Raw genomic sequence first — 19,823 nt, 5'->3', positions numbered from 1 at the left:
GAAAGAACCGATCATGGCCGAAATCTCCCGTGTCGCACTGTTTGGAAAACTCAACGCGCTGTGCTACCGCGCGATCGAAAGCAGCACGGTGTTCTGCAAGCTGCGCGGCAATCCGTATGTGGAGATGGTCCACTGGATGCACCAGATCCTGCAGCTGCAGGACTCGGATCTGCACCGCATCATCCGCCACTACGAACTGGACGCCGCCGTGCTCGCGCGTGACGTGACGGCCGCGCTGGACCGCCTGCCGCGCGGCGCGACGTCGGTGACGGACCTGTCGTCGCAGCTGGAAGAGACGGTGGAACGCGCATGGGTGTTCGGCACGCTGATGTTCGGCGAATCGTCGGTGCGCAGTGGCCACCTCGTGTTCGGCATGCTCAAGACGTCCAACCTGCGCAACGCGCTGTACGCGATCAGCCGCCAGTTCGAGCGGATCAAGGCCGATGACCTGTCCGATCGCTTCGGCACCTTGCTGAAGGACTCGCCGGAAGCGAAGATGGCGGCCAGCGACGGCTTCCAGGCCGCCGCACCCGGCGAGGCATCCGGTGCGATCGCCCCGGCGCAGATGGGCAAGCAGGAAGCGCTGAAGAAATTCACGGTCGACCTGACGGAACAGGCCCGCAGCGGCAAGATGGACCCGATCGTGGGCCGCGACGATGAGATCCGGCAGATGGTCGACATCCTGATGCGCCGCCGCCAGAACAACCCGATCATGATCGGCGAGGCCGGCGTCGGCAAGACGGCCGTCGTGGAAGGTTTTGCCCAGCGCATCGCGCGCGGCGACGTGCCGCCGTCGCTGAAAGAGGTGCAGCTGCTGGCGCTGGACGTGGGCCTGCTGCAGGCCGGCGCCAGCATGAAGGGCGAGTTCGAACAGCGCCTGCGTTCCGTCATCGACGAAGTGCAGGCCAGCGAGAAACCGATCATCCTGTTCATCGACGAGACCCATACGCTGGTCGGCGCCGGCGGCGCGGCCGGCACGGGCGATGCGGCCAACCTGCTCAAGCCGGCCCTGGCGCGCGGCACGCTCCGCACGATCGGCGCGACCACGTTCGCCGAGTACAAGAAGCACATCGAGAAGGACCCGGCGCTGACCCGCCGCTTCCAGAGCATCCAGGTCGACGAGCCGAGCGAGGAGCGCGCGATCCGCATGATGCGCGGCGTGGCGTCGACGATGGAAAAGCACCACCAGGTGCAGATCCTCGACGAGGCGCTGGAAGCGGCCGTGCGCCTGTCGCACCGCTACATCCCCGCGCGCCAGCTGCCCGATAAATCCGTGAGCCTGATCGACACGGCATGCGCGCGCGTGGCCGTGAGCCTGCACGCGACGCCGGCCGAGGTGGACGACAGCCGCAAGCGCATCGACGCGCTGAACGTCGAGATGGACATCATCCGCCGCGAAGGCGCGATCGGCATCGAAGTGGGCGCACGCGCGCACGAGACGGAGGTCGCGCTGGCGGCCGAGAAGGAACGCCTGGCGGGCCTGGAGCAGCGCTGGAACGACGAGCGTGCGCTCGTCGACGAACTGCTGGCGCTGCGCGCGCAGCTGCGCGACGGCGCGCAGCCGGTCGAGGGCACGGGATCGAAGCTCGAAACGGCTGCCGCGGAACCGGCGCAGAACGAGGCGGAACGCGCCGCATTGAAGGAACAGCTGCAAGCCGTGCAGGAGAAGCTGACCGCGCTGCAGGGCGAGACCCCGCTGATCCTGCCGACCGTCGACTACCAGGCCGTGGCGGCCGTCGTCGGCGACTGGACCGGCATTCCCGTCGGCCGCATGGCGAAGAACGAGATGGAGACGATTCTCAACATCGCTTCCACGCTGAGCCAGCGCGTGATCGGCCAGGACCATGCGATGGAGATGATCGCCAAGCGCATCCAGACGTCGCGCGCGGGCCTGGACAACCCGAACAAGCCGATCGGCGTGTTCATGCTGGCCGGTACGTCCGGCGTCGGCAAGACGGAAACGGCGCTGGCGCTGGCGGAAGCCCTGTACGGCGGCGAGCAGAACCTCATCACCATCAACATGAGCGAGTACCAGGAAGCGCACACGGTGTCGACCTTGAAAGGTGCGCCCCCGGGCTACGTCGGTTATGGCGAAGGCGGCGTGCTGACGGAGGCCGTACGCCGCCGGCCGTACTCGGTGGTGCTGCTCGACGAAGTGGAAAAGGCGCACCCCGACGTGCACGAGATGTTCTTCCAGGTGTTCGACAAGGGCTTCATGGAGGACGGCGAGGGCCGCTTCATCGACTTCAAGAACACCCTGATCATCCTGACGACGAACGCGGGCACGGACCTGATCGCGGGCCTGTGCAAGGACCCGGACCTGATGCCGGACCCGGACGGCATGGCCAGTGCGCTGCGCGCGCCGCTGCTGAAGGTGTTCCCGCCGGCGCTGCTGGGCCGCATCGTGACGATCCCGTACTACCCGCTGTCGGACGACATGCTGGGCCAGATCGTCAGGCTGCAACTGAACCGCATCAAGAAGCGCGTGGAGGCGCGCTACAAGATCCCGTTCGAATACGGCGACGACGTGGTGAAACTGGTCGTCTCTCGCTGCACCGAGAGCGAGTCGGGCGGCCGCATGATCGATGCGATCCTGACCAATACGATGCTGCCGGACGTGAGCCGAGCATTCCTGAACCGGATGATCGAAGGTCAGCCTGTCGCTGGCGTGAACGTCGGTGTCGAAGCCGGCAATTTTACTTACGTGTTTGCCTGATCCAGGCACCACCATACCTTGAGTTTTTTTCTCCTGGAGACCTGATATGCCTTTCGCAAAACGATACGAATATTTCGAAGTCCGCACGATGTTACAAGGCGCCGAAGGTGTTGTCTCGCCGGTGACCGGCCAGGCAGCGCATTCCCGTATCCTGCATGCCAAGTCGGTGGCCGGCAGCGGCGGTACCCAGGATGCCGTCATGGTCGACCGTACCAACCTGCGTCCTGGCGAGAGCGGCCGGGCCGCGCGCGCCCGCGGCAGCGTGCCCACGTCGTCGGCGTTCCCGAACCTGCTGCAGCAAGGCTCCGCCGCCTGCGAGGCGTTGAATTCGCCGACCGGGCAGGCCGCGCTGGCCGTGTTCGACGATCCCGCCCACTTGGGAAGCAACCTGCGCCTGACGATCAACGTCCCCATCACCCGCGAGATGGGTTTTCTGCCCGCCAGCGGCGCGCCATCGCTGCACGTGTCCACGCGCGCGTCGACCGTCGTGGACAAGACGCAAAACACCTCGGGCGTGCGCCTCATCATCGATCGTGCGGCGGCGGGCCTGGTCATGCATATCCAGACGTGCATTCCGCTCGGAGGCGCCGCGCCCGCGGCAACCTGGAACGTCATCAGCAAACCGGGCGACGTCGCAGTGGCAAACGGATAACGACGCCGGCGGTGCCTTCCAATGCCTAACCAAGTCTCCATGGGTGCGATGATGACCTGCACGTTCGGTGCCGCACCGTCGTCGCTCGTCGTCCTGCCGAAGAACAAGGTATTGGCGGAGGGCCCGCCCGCCGCCAACATCATGGACCACATCCCGCTCGTGAACATCATGCCGTTCGGGGTGTGCAACTCGCCGGCCAATCCGACGGTGGCCGCGGCCACCGCCGCGGCGCTGGGCGTGCTCACGCCCATGCCGTGCGTGCCGGCGACGTCCGCGCCGTGGGTGCCCGGCGCGCCCACGGTCCTCATCGCCAACATGCCGGCGCTCGACAACGTCTCCAAGTGCATGTGCAACTGGGGCGGCGTGATCGGCTTCACGAATGCCGGCACCGTCAAGACCATGATTCCCTAACCCGTCCGCTTTTCGCATGCCCATCCTGCCCAACCAGACCCACCGCGAAGTCGCCGTCAAGACCGCGCTCGGCGCCGACGTCCTGCTGTTCAAGCGCATGCAATGCAGCGAGGCGCTGGGCCGTCTGTCGGAATTCCGCATCGAGCTCGCCTCCGAGCGGAGCGACATCAAGATCGCCGACATCCTGGGCAAGGGCATGACCGTGAGCCTCGACCTGCCGGAGGGCGGGCAGCGCCATTTCAACGGCATCGTGACGCGCTTTTCCTACCAGGGCTGGCGCGATGGCAAACCGTCCTATCTCGCGATCGTCCGCCCGACCCTGTGGCTGCTGACGCGTGCCACCAACTGCCGCATCTTCCAGCAAAAGGACGCGCTCGACATCGTCAAGGCCGTGCTGGAGGCGTATGGCGTCGCGGTCGAACTGGACCAGGGTATGCTGGCGGCTGCGCCGGCCGTGCGCGACTACTGCGTGCAGTACCGCGAGAGCGACTTCAATTTCGTCTGCCGCCTGCTGGAGGAAGAGGGTATCTACTTCTACTTCACGCACGCGGAAAGCAAGCACACGATGGTACTGGCGGATGGCTACGGCGCCCACGCGGCCGTGAGCGGCTACGACACCATCCTGTTCCGCGACGAGGAAGAGGGACGCGCTCCGCTGGGAGAGGCGGTGACGCGCCTGGTCCCCGGCGGCGAGATCCAGCCCAGCGCGATGGTGCTGAACGACTTCGACTTCGAGAATGCGTCGTCCAGCGTCAACGGCGCCCTTCTGGTCAAGTCCCAGCTGGCGGCGCCGTTTTCGCAGGCGAGCTACGAACACTACGATTACCCCGGCCGCTACCAGGAGGCGGGTACCGGCAACGGCTTCGCCCGCGCACGCATGGAAACACTGCACGGCCAGGGTGAACGGATCGAAGCGGCCGGCAGCGCGCGCGGCCTGACGACAGGTGCGCTGTTCACGCTGTCCGAACATCCGCGCGCCGACGAGAACCGCACCTTCCTGATCACGTCGGCCGAGACCGAGATCGCCGGTAACGAATACCGCTCGGATGGCGTACGGGAAGGCATCGATTTCCGCTGCCGGTTCGAGGCGATCGGCAAGGAGCACAGCTACCGCCCGCCGGCGACGGCGCGCAAGCCCATCGTGCAGGGACCGCAGACGGCGATGGTGGTCGGCAAGGCGGGCGAGGAGATCTGGACCGACAAGTACGGCCGCATCAAGGTGCAGTTCCACTGGGACCGCGACGGCAAGTCGGACGAGACGAGTTCGTGCTGGGTGCGCGTGCAGCAGGGCTGGGCCGGCAAGGGCTGGGGCATGATGTTCGTGCCGCGCATCGGCATGGAAGTCGTCGTCAGCTTCCTCGAGGGCGACCCGGACCGGCCACTCGTGACGGGCTGCGTCTACAACGGCGACAGCATGCCGCCGTACACGCTGCCGGCCGACCAGACCAAATCGACCATCAAGTCGAACACGTCGAAAGGCGGCAACGGCTACAACGAGATCCGCTTCGAGGACAAGAAGGACAGCGAGGAGATCTTCGTCCAGGCCGAGAAGGATTACAACCGCGTCGTGAAGAACAACGACACGCTGAAGGTCGGCTTCGAGAAGAAGGACAAGGGCGACCAGACGATCGGGATCGCCAACGACCAGAGCCTCGACGTGGGCAACGACCGCAAGGTGCACGTCAAGAACGACCAGACGGTCGCGATCGACAACAACCTGTCCACGACGGTCAAGAACGACGAGACCCGCAAGGTCGACAACAACCAGAGCGTCAAGGTCGGGAACAAGATCGTCATCGAGGCGAATACGTCGATCGAGCTGAAAGTCGGCGGCAGCAGCATCAAGATCGAGCCCGCCAAGATCACCATCAAGTCGGTGGAAATCGCCGTGCAGTCGGATGCGAACACGGAAATCAAGGCCGGCGCGATGATGCAGGTGAAGTCGGGCGCCGTGATGACCATCGAAGGCGCGCTCGTGAAGATCAATTGAGGCTGCCATGCGATTCCGATTTCTTTTTGCCTGCCTGATGCTCGTCGCCACTGCACTCCGCGCCGAGGAGCCGCGCACCGTGCTGACCCTGGCCGACCAGCCGCTGCGCCTGATCCGCGGCGCGGCCGTGTACAAGGCCGGCAGCGGGGTCGCCGTGCAGAAGGACGACATCCTCGAGACGGAGACCGCCGGCGCGCAGGTGGAGGCGGGCGCGGATGCGATCGTCGCGCTGGGCCCGCAGAGCCGCGTGCTCGTCGCGAACCTGGCGCCCGACGGCAAGTCGCCCGTCGAGCTGGAACTGCTGCAGGGCTGGGCCAAGGTGTATGCGAAAGGCCGCCGCGCCGTGGTCGTCACGCCCGCGTTGCAGGTGACCGTGCCGTCCGGATCGACCATCGTGCATGCGGGCGAGGGTCTGGATGCCGTGTTCGCGGAAGAGGGCGAACAGCAGGTGGCCAGGGCCGGCACGGTATTGAAACTCGCCACCGAACAATACGCGGGCATCGACGCCAGCAAGCAGCAACTGGTGACGAGCCGCCCGCCGCGCGCCTTCGTGAGCGCCATGCCGCCGGCCTTCCGCGACCACCTTGCGCGCGTGCCCGGCGTCAGGAATGCCGGTAAGGTGGCGCCCGTGAAGGAACGCGACGCCGCGTATGCCGATGTCGACGACTGGCTGGCGTCGACCTTGCCGGCGCGCCGGCGCTTCGTGGCGCGGTTCAAGCCGCGCCTGTCCGACCCGGATTTCCGCAAGCAGCTCGACCGCAAGCTCGGCCAGAGCCCCGACTGGAAGCCGGTGCTGTACCCGGCCCGTCGTCCGGACAATGGATTGTTCTGACGCCGCGCCACCAAGAATTCAATCAGGAGAACACAACATGAAACTTTCGATCGCCGCCAAATTCAACCTGGTGTTCGTGTCGATCTTCGCCGTCGGCTTCCTCGCCGCCGGCGTCGTCGCGGACCGCCTGCTCAAGGCGAGCGCGCGCGAGGAAACCGTGCAGAACGCACGCCTGCTGCTGGAAGCGGCCAAGAGCGTGCGCGGCTACACCGCGAGCCAGATCCAGCCGCTGCTGAAGAACCAGATGAAGTTCGAATTCCACCCTCAGTCGGTGCCGTCGTATTCGGCCGTCGAAAACCTCAACGTGATCCTGAAGTCGTACCCGGACTTCTCGTACAAGGAAGCGACGCTGAACCCGACCAATTTGCGCGACAAGGCGTCGGACTGGGAAGTGGACGTGGTGCAGACGCTGCGCAACAAGCCGGACATGAAGGAATTCGTCGGCGAACGCGATACCGCGACGGGCCGCAGCCTGTACATCGCGCGCCCGCTGCAGATCAAGGACCCGGTTTGCCTGGGCTGCCACACGACGGCCGCCGACGCGCCGAAGACCATGGTCGACATCTACGGCCCGAACAACGGCTTCGGCTGGAAGCTGAACGAAGTGGTGGGCGCGCAGGTGATCTCGGTGCCGATGGCCGTGCCGCTGGCGCGCGCCGACTCGATTTTTAAAACGTTCATGGCGTCGCTGTTCGGCGTGTTCGTCGCCGTCTTCATCGCGCTCAACGTGATGGTGCACCTGTTCGTCACGCGCCGCATCAAGCGCCTGGCGACAGTCGCCGACGACGTCAGCATGGGCAAGTTCGAGGCGGACGAATTCGACGTCAAGGGCAACGACGAGATCAGCGGCCTGGGTCGCTCGTTCAACCGCATGCGTACGAGCCTCAATAGCGCGCTGAAGATGCTGGAAGAGTAAGCAGGACAAAGTAAATGGCAACGATCGACAGGATAGGCAAGTACCGCATCGACGGCGTGCTGGGCAGCGGCGCCATGGGTGTGGTCTACAAGGCGTATGACGCCGACATCGCGCGTACGGTCGCGCTCAAGACGATCCGGCACGAATTGCTGGACGGCCTGCAGGAAGCCGACATCGTCGCCCGCTTCCGCAACGAGGCGCAGGCGTCGGGGCGCCTCGTGCACCCGAACATCGTCGCCGTGTACGACTTCGGCGCGTACGGCGAGACGACGTACATCGCGATGGAATACGTGGACGGCACGCCGCTGAATGCCTTCCTCGTGAAGGACGTGCCGATGGACCTCGCGGCCAGCATCACCTGCATCACGCAGCTGCTGCGCGCGCTCGACTACGCGCATGCGCGCGGCGTCGTCCACCGCGACATCAAGCCCGCCAACATCCTCATCACCGGCGATGCGCAGGTCAAGATCACGGACTTCGGCATCGCCAAGATCGAGTCGTCGACCCTGACGCAGGTGGGTGCCGTGATCGGCACGCCCAGCTACATGTCGCCCGAACAGTTCAAGGGCGAGACCGTCGACGGCCGCTCCGACCTGTTCGCCGTCGGCATCGTGCTGTACCAGATGCTGACGGGAGTGCGGCCGTTCAGCGGGCCGGCGTCGACCGTCATGCACCAGATCATCCACGAGATGCCGCCGCGCCCGAGCGAGCGCCAGCCGTCGCTGAATCCCGCGTTCGACGCGGTGCTCGCGAAGGCGATGGCCAAGCGCATCGAAGACCGCTACCCGAATGCGCAAGCGTTCCTGGACGCGCTGAACGCCGCCTACATGCAGCAGACGGGCGGCGTGCCGCTCACCGACGAGGACAACGAGCGCACCGTGCTCGCATTCCAGCGTCCGGCCGTGCCCGAGCCGGCGCGGCCCGCGCATCCCACCGGTGCGTCGCAGAGCATGCCGGCGACGGGCAGTGCGTCCAGCCTGACCAGTGCCCCGGAATGGCTGCACGGCCTGGCCCCGGACCTGCAGACGGCGCTGTCGACGCAGATCGGCCCCGTCGCGAAACTGGTGCTCAAGAACGCGGCGCGCGACGCGGTCGACCTGGACGATTTGTGCAACCGGCTGCTGCCGCACATCGCTTCCGATGCGGGCCGCACGCAGTTCCAGGACAGCGTCCGCGAGATCAAGAAGAAGCACGGCCTGTCCACGCTGGCCACGATGAGCGGCCGCAGCCAGGCCGGTGCGCCCAAGACGCAACTGACGCAGATGACGGGCATGCCGACGCTGCTGCAACTGAGCCCCGAGCAGATGGAGGCGGCGCAGATGAAGCTGGCCGTGTATGTGGGCCCGATCGCGAAGGTGCTGGCCAAGCGCGCGGCCAAGATGACGGGCAATGCCGACGAGTTCTATCGGCTGCTGGCCGAAAACCTGCCGGATCCGCAGGAACGGGCGCGCTTTTTGAAGGACGTGGGGCGGAGTTGAGTCACCATGCAACTGTATAATCGATCGATTCCTCCAGGACCCCAATGCCCATCACACTGAGCGTCTACATGTACCGCAATGCGGCGCCGGCCCAGGCGCTGACGCGGCGCTTCGACCAGCTGGGCGGCGCCATCGGCCGCGCGCCCGGCAACGACCTGGTGCTCGACGATCCCGGCAAGTACATCTCGCGCCTGCATGCGCGCGTCGAATACCGCGACGAGGGCTTCTGGCTCGTCGACGTCGGCAGCAATCCGAGCCTCGTGAACGACCGCCCCGTCGGCGCCGGCCGCTCCGTGCAGCTGGAAGACGGCGACCGCGTCACCATCGGCGACTATCAGCTGCTCGCGAGCGTGGAGAGCGAGGCGACGGCGTTCATGCCTGCGGCACCACCGCCGTCGCCCCTTCAGGTCGCGCCGCCACCGCCGCCTGTCACGCCCGACCTGCCCATGAATCCGGACGATTCGCTGGCCAATGCCGGCATCCTGGACGTGGGCGGCGATCCGTTGAACCCGAGTTTCGATCCGCTCGGCCTGAACCTGTTCGGCAGCCCCGCACCGGCGCCCGCACAGAGCGTACCGGCCTGGCGCGGCGCCGAGAGCGATCACGTGCCGCCGGAGCAGTTGCCGTTTGCGCCGCCACCGGTCGTGGCGGCACCGCAGCCGCAGGCGCAGGCCGCAGCGGCGATGGCGATTCCGGACGATTACGATCCGCTGGCGGACTTCCTGCCGCCGCGCGTGCAGGCCGCACCGGCGCCGGCGCCGCTGCCGGTTGAAGAAGCCGAAGCAACCGCGTTCGTGCCGGCCGAGCCGCCCGTGCCCGCGGCACCGCCCCCCCCGCCGCCACCACCGCCACCGCCACCGCGACCATCGCCCGTGCAAGCCGCACCGCGCGCGCCGGGCACCGCGGCCGCTGACGACCCCGTGATCCAGGCCTTGATGCGCGGCCTGGGCCTCTCCGAACTGAACACGAAGCGCAGCGCCGAGGAGATCGCGGAGCTGGCCGGCGCCATGCTGCGCGAAGCGACGGCAGGCACGATGGGCGTGCTGATGGGCCGCGCCATGACCAAGCGTGAGAGCCGCCTGGACATGACGATGATTTCGGCCGCCGCCAACAATCCCCTGAAATTCTTCCCGGACGCCGACAGCGCGCTGACGCAGATGATCAACGGGACGATGCCGGGCTATATGCAGCCGGCGCGCGCGTTCGCCAACGCGTTCGACGACCTGAAGGCGCACGAGCTGGCGATCATGGCCGGCATGCGCGCGGCGCTGGAAGGCGTGCTCGCGCGCTTTGACCCGGCCGCCATCGAGGCGCGGCTGCAGGTGCCGACCGTGATGGACAAGATGCTCGCTGCGAACCGCAAGGCCAAGATGTGGGACCGCATGGTCGAGCTGTACACACAGATGGCCAGCGAGGCGGACAGCGATTTCCACCGCCTGTTCGGCGAAGCCTTCGGCAAGGCCTACGAGGAACAGGTCGCGCGGCTGCGCCAGGCGCGCCGCTGACTTCCCATCAACCGATACTCCAACCACTGCCAACGAATGTCCTGGAATAGTAAAGTCATCTGGTCGGAGGGCATGCTGCTGCAGCCCCAGCACCTGCAACAGCACGACCGCTACCTGCACAGCGTGATCGAACAACGCGTCGCGGGCGTGCGCGCTTACGCGTGGGGTTTCACGAAGCTGGTCATCGACGAACAGCTGCTCGCCCAGGGCAAGCTCGCGCTGCTGGCGGCGAGCGCCGTGCTCCCGGACGGCACCACGCTGAACCTGCCGCAGGACGACGCGCTGCCCGAGCCGCTCGACATCCCCGAGGACGCGCGCGACGCGCTGATCGTGCTGGCGCTGCCGCTGCGCCGCATGGGCATCGCGGAGACCGGCGACGATCCGGGCCCCGACAACTTCGCGCGCCACCGCCCCGTCGACTACGAGGCGATGGACAGCAATGGCCTCGACAACAGCGCGCTGATGCAGGTGGGCAGCCTGCGCCTGCGCGTCGCGCTGGAGAAGGACGTCGTCAACGCATACACGACCCTCGGCATCGCGCGCGTGATCGAGCGCCGGCCGGACAACCGCGTCGTGCTCGATCCGGCGTACTGCCCGCCGTGCCTGGACTTCCGCGTCGCGCCGCGCCTGTCGGCCTTCGCCGATGAACTGGTCGGCCTGCTGGGCCAGCGTGCGCAGGCGCTGGCCGGACGCCTGAGCCAGCCCGGCGTCGCCGGCGCCGCCGAGATCGCGGACTTCCTGATGCTGCAGCTCTTGAACCGCAGCCTGCCGCTGTTCGGCCACCTGGCAGGCATGACGGGCCTGCATCCTGAGCGGCTGTATGCGGAACTGGCGCAACTGGCCGGCGAACTGTCGACGTTCAGCCGCCCCGACAAGCGCGCCGCCGCGTATCCCGTGTACCGCCACGACCGGCTGAACGAAAGCTTTGCGCCGCTGATCGAGGACGTGCGTGCGGCGTTGTCGCTCGTCGTCGACCCGCGCGCCGTCGCGCTCACGCTGGAGGAGCGCCAGTTCGGCATCCGCGTGGCCGTCGTGCCGGACAAGGAATTGCTGCGCACCGCGACGTTCGTGCTCGCCGTGAACGCGCACATGCCGCCGGAAGCCGTGCGCAGCGGCTTCCCGGCCATGGTCAAGATCGGGTCGATCGAAAAGATCCGCGACCTGGTCAACCTGCAGCTGCCGGGCATCGCCCTGCGCGCGCTGCCCGTGGCGCCGCGCCAGCTGCCGTTCCACGCCGGCTATACCTATTTTGAACTCGACAAGGCGGGCGAGCACTGGACCCAGCTGCAGAACTCCGTCGGCTTCGCGATGCACATCCCGAACGAGTACCCGGGCCTGCAGATGGAGTTCTGGGCCATCCGCAAGTAAGCCAAGTAAGCCAAGTAAGCAAATGAGCAGGAGGACCGCTTGAGCGATCCCGTGAACCCCATGCAGGACCCCGACCGCACCGTGCTGGTCCCCGCACCCGGCGGGCGCCGCACGGCGCCCAGCCAGCCGCCGGCTTCCGAGCCGCCACGTCCCCAACCTGCCGGCGCACCGGCGCAGCTGCACGGCGTGGGCCTGAATCCGCTCGTGCGCGCCGCGAACCCGCTGCTCGACCTCGTGCCGCCGCTGCGCCGCATGGCGTCGCATCCGGACGTGGAAGCGCTGCGCATGCAGCTGATTCAAGCGATCAAGACGTTCGAAGCGGCCGCCAAGGCCGCGCACGTGAACCACGACCAGATCGCGGCCGCGCGCTATGCGCTGTGCACCCTGCTGGACGAGACCATCTCGTCGACGCCATGGGGCGGTGGCGGCGTGTGGGCCAGCCGCAGCCTGCTGGTCGCGTTCCATAACGAGGCGTTCGGCGGCGAGAAATTCTTCCTGATCCTGCAAAAGCTGTCGCAGTCGCCGAAGGACAACGTCGACGCGCTGGAGCTGATGTACCTGTGTCTCGCGCTCGGGCTGGAAGGGCGCTACCGCGTCATCGACAACGGCCGCAGCCAGCTGGACGCGCTGCGCGAACGCCTGCAACAGCTGATCGCACAGCAGAAGACGTCCGTCGAAACCGAGCTGTCGCCGCACTGGAAGGGCGCCACCGGCAAGGGCGAGCCGCTGTGGCGCATGGTCCCGGTGTGGATCATGGCGGCCGGCGCCGCCGTCATCCTGATCCTGCTGCAGCTCTTCCTCGGCCACCGGCTGGGCAACGCGTCCGACCCCGTGTTCGCAAACCTGCTGTCGCTGAAGACGGCGCCGCCGCCGGTCGCGACGCCGGCCGCACCCGCGCCGACCGTGCCGCGTCTCGCGGGGTTCCTCGCGCCCGAGATCGCGCAAGGCCTCGTCACCGTCGTCGACAGCGCCGACCGCTCGGTCGTCACCCTGCGCGGCGACGGCGTGTTCGCGTCGGGCAGCGGCGACGTCTCCGGGGCGTACCTCGGCCTGCTGGGCCGCATCGGCGCCGCGCTCAAAACGGTGCCCGGCAAGGTGATCGTCGTGGGCCATACGGACAACACGCAGCCCGGCCTGTCGGCGCGCTTCCCGTCCAACTACGAACTCTCGAAGGCCCGCGCCACCGCCGTGCGCGACCTGCTGGCAGAACGCGCCGGCCCGGAAGCGCGCTACAGCGTGGAAGGCCGCGGCGACTCCGAACCGCTCGGGACGAACGACACGCCGGCCGGCCGCTCGCGCAACCGCCGCGTGGAGATCGTCCTGCTGACGCCTGCCACCGCCCCTTGAGACCAACACGACAACCGCAATGAAAAAGTTCTTCACCTGGCTGATCAAGCCCGCCGTGCTGGCCTTCCTGGGCGCGCTGCTGCTCGCCCTGGTCATCTGGTTCGAGTTACCGCTGGTGTCCTACGACGGCCACTATCCGTTCGCATCGGAGACGGTGCGCTGGACCTTTATCTTCATCGTCTTCGCAGTGTGGGCCGGTTGGCTGGGCTGGCGCTGGTTCAAGGCGTGGCGCGCCAACCGCGAGTTGATGAAGAGCGTGGCCGGAGAAGATGCGAAACCGGCGCCTGCCCCCGAGGAGGGCACCGCCGAAGTGGCGCAATTAAATAAACGCATGCAGGACGCGATCGCGATCCTGAAGAAGGCGAAGACGGGCGGCAAGGGCGGCCTGTACCAGCTGCCGTGGTATATGTTTATCGGCGCGCCGGGCAGCGGCAAGACGACAGCGCTGACGCAGTCCGGCCTGAAGTTCCCGCTCGCGGACGCACTAGGTAAAGGTGGCGTCAAAGGCGTGGGCGGCACGCGCAACTGCGACTGGTGGTTCACGGACGACGCCGTGCTGCTCGATACGGCCGGCCGCTACACGACGCAGGACAGCAACGCGGGCGCCGACAAGGCCGCGTGGACGGGCTTCCTGCAACTGCTGAAAAAATACCGCCGCCGCCGTCCCATCAATGGCGTGATCGTCACCGTGCCCGTGAGCGACCTGCTGCAGGACACGGAAGCCGGGCGGCAGGCGCAGGCGCAGGCGATCCGCGACCGCCTGAAGGAACTGCACGACCAGCTGGGCGTGCGTTTCCCCGTCTACGTGCTCGTGACGAAGTGCGACCTGCTGGGCGGCTTCGTCGAATTCTTCGATGCATTGGGCCGCGAGGAGCGCGCGCAGGTGTGGGGCATGACGTTTCCGCTGCAGGACGGGATCGACGGCGACGCCGCGCTGGCCGCGTTTCCCGCCGAATTCGAGCAGCTGGAACAGCGCCTGCAGGAACGCGTGCTCGCGCGCATGCAGCAGGAGCGCGACCCGCACAAGCGCGCGCTCGTCTACAGCTTCCCGCAGCAGTTCGCCGGTATCGAGGATGTGCTGAAGCGCTTCCTGGACGACGTGTTCGCATCGAACCGCTACGAACGCCAGGCGCTGCTGCGCGGCGTCTACTTCAGCAGCGGCACGCAGGAAGGCAGCCCGCTGGACCGCGTGATGAGCGCGATGGCCGCGTCGTTCGGGCTGGAGAGACAAGCGCTGGCGCCGAACGCCGCCAGCGGCCGCAGCTACTTCATCACGCATCTGCTGCAGCAGGTGATCTTCCCCGAGGCCGAACTGGCCGGGGTGAACCACGCGCTGGAACAGCGCCGGCGCATGATCCAGTGGGGCGCGGTCGGGGCCATCGCCGTCGCGTTCGTGCTGCTGGGTGCCGGCATGATCACGAGCTATGTGCGCAACCGCGCGTACGTCGCGGACATGGAAGCGAAATCGGCGGACATCGCCAAACAGGTGGCCGCATTGCCCGCGCAGGGATCGACGGTGCAGTTGCTGCCCGTGCTCGACGCGCTGCGCACGCTGCCGGGCGGCTACGACGACCGCGACAAGGGCGCGCCCCTGCTGAACCGCTTCGGCCTGTACCAGGGCGACAAGCTGGGCGAAGCCGCGCGCATCGCCTACCGCAAGGTGCTGCAGGACACGCTGCTGCCGCGCCTGCAGCAGCGCATGGAAGAGCAGTTGCGCAGGAGCGCGGCCAACAGCCCCGAATACCTGTACGAAGTCCTGCGCGTCTACCTGATGCTGGGCGACGCGAGCCACTTCGACGCCGAATCCGTCGCCGCATGGGCGGCCCTCGACGATGCGCGCAGCCTGAAGGACGCGAGCGACGACCAGAAGGCGGCACTGGCTGCGCACGAGCTGGCGCTGATGGAAAACTTCCGCGACGGCCAGGCGATGCCGCGGCTCGATCCGCAACTGATCAGCGATACGCGCCTGACGCTGGCGCGCATGCCGCTCGAACAGCGCGTCTACAACCGCCTGAAACGCCAGCTGGTGCGCGAAAAGCTGCCGGAATTCAGCCCCGCCGGCGCGGGCGGACGCGAAGCCGCGAACGTCTTCGTGCGCAAGAGCGGCGAGCCGATCACGCGCGGCGTGAACGGCATGTTCTCGCCCGCCGGCTACGCGAAGTTCCTCGAGATGAGCAACGAAGCCGTCGACGACGTCGAGAAGGAACGCTGGGTGCTCGCGCAGCAGGAAGCGACGCAGGCCGGCAACCGCGACCAGGTCCGCCAGGCCGTGCTGCGCCTGTACTACGACGATTACATCGCGCAATGGGATGCGCTGCTGGCCGACGTGAGCCTGCGTCCGTTCGGCACGCTGGAGCAGGGCGCGCGCATCACGAACCTGCTGTCCGGCGCGGAGTCGCCGATGCGTAAATTCCTCGTCGCGGCCAGCAAGGAGACGACGCTGGGGGCTACGCGCGCACCGCTGGCCGCATCGGTCACGGCCGCCGTCAAGGGCAAGCTGGACGCGTACAAGAAGAAGCTGGAAAGCGCGATGGCCAGCACGGACGATGCCGCGCCCGCCGCACCGGTGAAGGCCGCGAACCCGGTCGACGCGCACTTCGAAGACCTGCACAAGATGACGACGGGGACGCCGTCGCCGCTGGACCAGTCGCTGGGCATGCTGAAGGACGTCGCCGTCTACCTGGACAGCGCCGCCGCCGCCAAGCGCACGGGCGCGCCGCCGCCGCCGGGCGACGCGCTGGCGAAAGTCAAACTGGAAGCGGACGGCAAACCGGCGCCGCTGGGCACGATGCTGAAGTCGATCGACAACGGCGGCGCGGGCCTCACGTCCGGCAGCGAACGCGAACGCCTGAACGCCTTGTGGACGGCGGGCCCGGCGCAGTTCTGCCGCCAGGCCGTCGCGGGCCGCTACCCGATCGTGAAATCCGCCGCGCAGGACGTCACCGCCGACGACTTCGGCCGCATGTTCGCGCCGGGTGGCCTGATCGACGACTTCTTCGCGAAGAACCTCGCGCAATACGTCGACATGGGCGGCGCCCAGTGGCGCTGGCGCGCGACCGCGAACGACGGCACGCTCGGCATCCCGCAATCGACGCTGGACGAATTCCAGCGCGCCGCGAAGATCCGCGACGCGTTCTTCGCGAATGGCGGCCGCCAGGCATCGATGCGCTTCGACCTGAAGCCGGTGGCGCTCGACCCGGCCATCACGAAGCTCGTGCTCGACATCGACGGGCAAGCGCTGACCGCGGCGCCGGGCGCGCTGGCGCCGGCATCGTTCCAGCTGCCGAGCGGGAAGGGCGGCGGACAGGTACGTCTCGACGTCACGCCCGCGAGCGTGCACGGCTCGCTGCACACGGAAGGGCCGTGGGCGTGGTTCCGCATGCTCGACAAGGCCACCGTCGCGCCCACGGCGCAGGGGGAGCGCTACAACGTGACGTTCGATGCGGACGGCCGCAAGGCCACGCTGGAACTGACCGCGAGCAGCGTCGTCAACCCGTTCCGCCGCGCCGCGCTGGAACAGTTCCGCTGCGTGGACAAGCTGTGACCGGGTACTTCGGCAAGGTCTCCACCCTGGGCGACTTCGTGTCGCGCGGGCTGCCCGATGGGCTGGTCGCGGCCTGGGATGCGTGGCTGCAGCAGTGCATTCATGCGAGCCAGCAGCAGTTGGGGGATCAGTGGCTCAATCACTATCTCACCAGTCCGGTGTGGCGGTTTGCGATTGCGCCCGGGGTGCTTGGGCCGGAAGGACTGGGCGGCGTGATGATGCCGAGTGTCGATCGCGTCGGGCGCTATTTTCCGCTGATGATCGGTGCTGTCGGCGCGCCGCCGTTGCTGGACTGGTTTCACAAGCATGCCGCTTGGTATGACGCGGTCGAGGATCTGGCGCGGGCGTCGCTGGATCCGGCGTTCGGGCTGGCGCAGTTCGATGGCATGCCGGAGCCTGGGGTGGCGAAGGATGCGCAACCCGTGCCGGTGAATGGCACGTGGCGGTTTGCGCTGGATGAGAACGTGGGCGAGCGCATCGCCGCGGCGGCGTTGCAAGGACATGGCCTGTGGTGGACGGCGGGTTCGCCCGGCGTTGAACCGACGATGCTCACGTGTGCCGGGATGCCGCGAGCGCAAGGATTTGCAGCGATGCTGGACGGTACCTGGCACTGAACCATTGAGTGGTTCCCTTGAGGCGTCCCAACTGCCGCCAAGGGTGGACGAGCAAAATTATCAAACCGTATATCCGGTTTGATTGAGGAGTCCATCCATGAACAAGCAAAGCGCATCAATCTGCAGTGGACTGTTCCTGTGCATTGCGGGAGCGCTTTCCGGGTGCGCGACGAACGGCATGACGCGCTCGGGATTTCTCGACACGTATGAGACGCTTGCGCCGACGCGGTACAAGCATGTATTGATGTTCCGCGAGCCCGGATTCGACCCGGGACGCTACGCCGAAGTTGTTGTGGAACATCCGTTGATCAAGACGGGTTCCGGCCGCATCGAAGGACTCGACGATGCGCAGCAGCGCGAAGTCCTGGATTTTGTCGACACCGAACTGCATCGTCAGGTGAGCAAGATCCCGGCGGCGCCGGGTGCGGCAGGCCGGGTACGGCTGCGCGTGGCGGTGACCGAACTCCAAACACCCAATCGGATGGTCAACGCGATAACGCTGCTGCTGGTCGGGCCAGTCACAACCGGCGGCGCGAGTCTGGAGTTCGAGGCCGTCGACGACAGCACCGGCCGCCGCATTGGCGCGGCGACCTGCTTCGATCACGGCAACGTCCTCACCGAATTCTTCGCCTCATACACGGTGCTCGGTCACGCCAAGGCGGCGATCACGACGTGCATCGAGCGTATCGATGGCGCGTGGCGGGATACAACACCCGTGAATACTGCACAGATATAATTCCTGGATTTTCACCGGAGAATTCATGTTCACGCGCGGTGTAGTTTCGACATCCATCGCCATGCTCGCCATGGCATCCACCGTCGCGCTGGCCCAGCCGGCAGCCGATACCGCATGGGATGCCGGCGCACGGGCCGCCGACAAGGCGTACTGGGACGCCTACAACCGCGCGGACCCGGAGGGCATGAACGCCTGGCTGGCACAGGACGTCGAGTTTTATCACGACCGTGGCGGCAAGGTAATCGGCAAGAAGGCGCTGTCCGCGGTGAACGACGGCATGAAGAGCGCGCCGGTCAAATTGCGTCGCGAAGCCGTGCCGGGAACGATCCGCTTCTTCCCGATGCGCCAGGGCGAGACGCTGTATGGCGCGATCGTCACCGGCGAACACCGGTTCTATGCGCGGCCTGCGGGCGCACCCGAGACGCTGGCGGGGCATGCGAACTTTTCGCATCTGATGCTCTTGCAGGGAAAGCAGTGGCGCATCTCACGTATTTTCAGTTATGAGCACGTGGATGCGCCCGCGCCAGCGAAGTAAACAGCCGGCTTAGAACTCGTAGGCGCCGATATCGATGGCCGCGCCGCGGGGACGGGCCACCAGCATCAGGTCGACCCGGGGTGCCGACGTCGACGTACCGCGGTCGATCGCCGGCGAGCTGCTCGACAGGCGATAGTTGCCGGTGCCGTTGGCCTGGTAGGCCACGAACAGCGGGTCCGACGAAATCGTGCCGCTGACGCTGCCCGCCACGCGCATGGCGGTGCCGCTTTTTGCCACCAGGTTGTTCACATAACGGTTGTTACCGGCCATTTTTCCCAGTTCGACGATGCCGTAGGTCGTGTTGTCATACACGACGTTGTTGGCGACGTAGTTGTTGGCCGAACCCGTGGTCGTGCCGGCATCGCCCTGGCCCAGCAGGATACCGTCCTTGCTGTGGAAGACCGTGTTGTTGACGATCGTCGACGCGGTCGCGCCGTGCCATTGTTGAATGCCGGCCATGGCAACGCCCGAGACGAGGTTGTTCGTGACGACATTGTTTGCGTTCGCGATGTAGATGCCCTGCACCGTGTTGCACTTGCCGATCATCGAGGCGCCGATGTTGCGCACCACGTTGCGGTCGATGACGACACCGCCGACCGGGCCATAGGTATCGATGGCCGCGCCGCCGCTGCCGTTGCAACCGCCGCTGATGGTCAGGTCATGAATGAAGTTGTTGGTCATCGTGAGGTTCGCGCCGGCGGCCAGGATGCCGTGACGGCCCGAGCCGGAGATGTCGAAACCGTCGATATCGACATAGCTGCCGCGCGAATCCCACGTGATGCCGGTGCCCGACACGATGATTTTCGCGCCCCATTTCACGTCCGAGACGAATTTGATACGGGCGGTTGCGGTACCGCTCTTGCTCGTCTTGATGCCGGCGTTGTCCAGCGCGGGCGCGGAGACGCGATACGTGCCTGCGGCAACGTGGATGACGGTGCCGGCGCTTGCGAGCGCATCGGCACGCGCGATCGACTTCACCGGCGCGGTTTGCGTCCCGGGGTTCGAGTCGGAGCCGGTCGTGGAGACATACAAATCCTTGGCGACGGCGGAAGCCATCGGGGCCGCTGCGAGCAGCACGACGGCGCTGCAGGACAGGAGAACGTTTGCACGGATGTTGGAAGCGAAAACAGCAGTTTTTTTCATCGGGAGAAGCCTGACTCAGCAAGTTAATGAGTAAGC

The 19,823-nt window shown here is 66.8% G+C and carries 15 protein-coding genes; 14 read left to right on the top strand and 1 reads right to left on the bottom strand.

Annotated elements, in window-relative coordinates:
- The first annotated feature begins 13 nt into the window (after positions 1–13).
- The 14 genes from tssH (at position 14) to ACEN9H_RS27480 (ending at position 18,644) form a co-directional block, all read left to right on the top strand.
- Positions 14–2,716: a type VI secretion system ATPase TssH gene (gene tssH, locus ACEN9H_RS27545; protein ID WP_413672811.1), complete on the top strand. Its 2,703-nt coding sequence runs from the start codon at positions 14–16 to the stop codon at positions 2,714–2,716.
- Positions 2,717–2,762: 46 nt separating this feature from the next.
- On the top strand, positions 2,763–3,368 hold the full coding sequence (locus tag ACEN9H_RS27540; RefSeq protein ID WP_413672810.1) for a hypothetical protein: 606 nt from the start codon (positions 2,763–2,765) through the stop codon (positions 3,366–3,368).
- A gap of 21 nt (positions 3,369–3,389) precedes the next feature.
- Entirely contained in the window at positions 3,390–3,779 is a 390-nt protein-coding gene (locus ACEN9H_RS27535) for a DUF4280 domain-containing protein (RefSeq protein WP_056126754.1), read from the top strand.
- Between the two features lie 16 nt (positions 3,780–3,795).
- Positions 3,796–5,769, top strand: a complete 1,974-nt coding sequence (locus tag ACEN9H_RS27530; protein ID WP_413672809.1) for a type VI secretion system Vgr family protein — start codon at positions 3,796–3,798, stop codon at positions 5,767–5,769.
- 7 nt (positions 5,770–5,776) lie between these two features.
- Positions 5,777–6,601, top strand: a complete 825-nt coding sequence (locus tag ACEN9H_RS27525; RefSeq protein ID WP_413672808.1) for a hypothetical protein — start codon at positions 5,777–5,779, stop codon at positions 6,599–6,601.
- A gap of 37 nt (positions 6,602–6,638) precedes the next feature.
- The gene (locus ACEN9H_RS27520; RefSeq protein ID WP_413672807.1) at positions 6,639–7,517 is read left to right on the top strand and encodes a DUF3365 domain-containing protein; all 879 of its coding nucleotides are present in this window, start codon (positions 6,639–6,641) and stop codon (positions 7,515–7,517) included.
- A 14-nt stretch (positions 7,518–7,531) separates the two neighbouring features.
- Positions 7,532–8,995: a serine/threonine-protein kinase gene (locus ACEN9H_RS27515; protein WP_413672806.1), complete on the top strand. Its 1,464-nt coding sequence runs from the start codon at positions 7,532–7,534 to the stop codon at positions 8,993–8,995.
- Positions 8,996–9,039: 44 nt separating this feature from the next.
- Complete coding sequence (gene tagH / locus ACEN9H_RS27510) at positions 9,040–10,500, top strand: type VI secretion system-associated FHA domain protein TagH (RefSeq protein WP_413672805.1); 1,461 nt, start codon at positions 9,040–9,042, stop codon at positions 10,498–10,500.
- A gap of 36 nt (positions 10,501–10,536) precedes the next feature.
- Positions 10,537–11,868 (top strand): type VI secretion system baseplate subunit TssK, encoded by a 1,332-nt coding sequence (gene tssK, locus ACEN9H_RS27505; RefSeq protein ID WP_413672804.1) that lies wholly within the window; start codon positions 10,537–10,539, stop codon positions 11,866–11,868.
- 39 nt (positions 11,869–11,907) lie between these two features.
- Positions 11,908–13,215 (top strand): DotU family type VI secretion system protein, encoded by a 1,308-nt coding sequence (locus tag ACEN9H_RS27500; RefSeq protein WP_413672803.1) that lies wholly within the window; start codon positions 11,908–11,910, stop codon positions 13,213–13,215.
- A gap of 19 nt (positions 13,216–13,234) precedes the next feature.
- Positions 13,235–16,759 carry a type VI secretion system membrane subunit TssM gene (tssM, locus tag ACEN9H_RS27495; RefSeq protein ID WP_413672802.1) on the top strand — a complete coding sequence of 1,175 codons (3,525 nt, stop codon included), beginning with the start codon at positions 13,235–13,237 and terminating at the stop codon, positions 16,757–16,759.
- Positions 16,756–17,373, top strand: a complete 618-nt coding sequence (tagF, locus tag ACEN9H_RS27490; RefSeq protein WP_413672801.1) for a type VI secretion system-associated protein TagF — start codon at positions 16,756–16,758, stop codon at positions 17,371–17,373. The genes tssM and tagF overlap by 4 nt, the downstream gene beginning before the upstream one ends.
- A 97-nt stretch (positions 17,374–17,470) precedes the next feature.
- On the top strand, positions 17,471–18,109 hold the full coding sequence (locus ACEN9H_RS27485; protein ID WP_413672800.1) for a DUF3313 family protein: 639 nt from the start codon (positions 17,471–17,473) through the stop codon (positions 18,107–18,109).
- 25 nt (positions 18,110–18,134) lie between these two features.
- Entirely contained in the window at positions 18,135–18,644 is a 510-nt protein-coding gene (locus ACEN9H_RS27480; RefSeq protein ID WP_413672799.1) for a nuclear transport factor 2 family protein, read from the top strand.
- Positions 18,645–18,653: 9 nt separating this feature from the next.
- On the opposite strand, the gene ACEN9H_RS27475 is transcribed toward ACEN9H_RS27480, so the two are convergent.
- Positions 18,654–19,787, bottom strand: a complete 1,134-nt coding sequence (locus ACEN9H_RS27475) for a choice-of-anchor Q domain-containing protein (protein ID WP_413672798.1) — start codon at positions 19,785–19,787, stop codon at positions 18,654–18,656.
- Positions 19,788–19,823: the final 36 nt, after the last annotated feature.

Origin of the sequence: Massilia cellulosiltytica (assembly GCF_047325105.1) — a bacterium.
In the GTDB taxonomy this organism is placed as follows: domain Bacteria; phylum Pseudomonadota; class Gammaproteobacteria; order Burkholderiales; family Burkholderiaceae_D; genus Telluria; species Telluria orientalis.
The sequence above is the reverse complement of the archived record's forward strand: the minus strand, read 5'-3'. Positions and strand labels throughout refer to the sequence as shown.